This is a genomic window from Pseudomonas persica, assembly GCF_900291015.1.
Taxonomy (GTDB): Bacteria; Pseudomonadota; Gammaproteobacteria; order Pseudomonadales; family Pseudomonadaceae; genus Aquipseudomonas.
Genome location: NZ_OLKL01000291.1, coordinates 1 through 247 on the forward strand (window position 1 = coordinate 1; position 247 = coordinate 247).

The 247-nt window shown below is 66.0% G+C and carries 1 protein-coding gene; it reads right to left on the bottom strand.

Annotation, left to right across the window (positions count from 1 at the left end; translation table 11 throughout):
• On the bottom strand, positions 1 to 247 hold a 247-nt coding region (locus tag FQ664_RS26620), incomplete at both ends, for an AIR synthase related protein (protein ID WP_256676122.1).

A 247-nucleotide genomic window follows, 5' to 3' on the forward strand; every position in this document is an offset into this window, starting at 1 on the left:
GTCCAGGAAGAACAAGGGCTCGGCGCCCAGCACCAGCACGTCGTTCACGCACATGGCGACCAGGTCGATGCCGATCGTATCGTGGCGGTTCAGCTGGTGGGCCAGCTTCAGCTTGGTGCCGACGCCGTCGGTGCCCGACACCAGCACCGGCTCGCGGTACTTGTTGGACAGGTCGAACAGGGCGCCAAAGCCACCCAGGCCGCCCATCACCTCCGGACGGAAGCTGCGCTTGACCAGGGGCTTGATC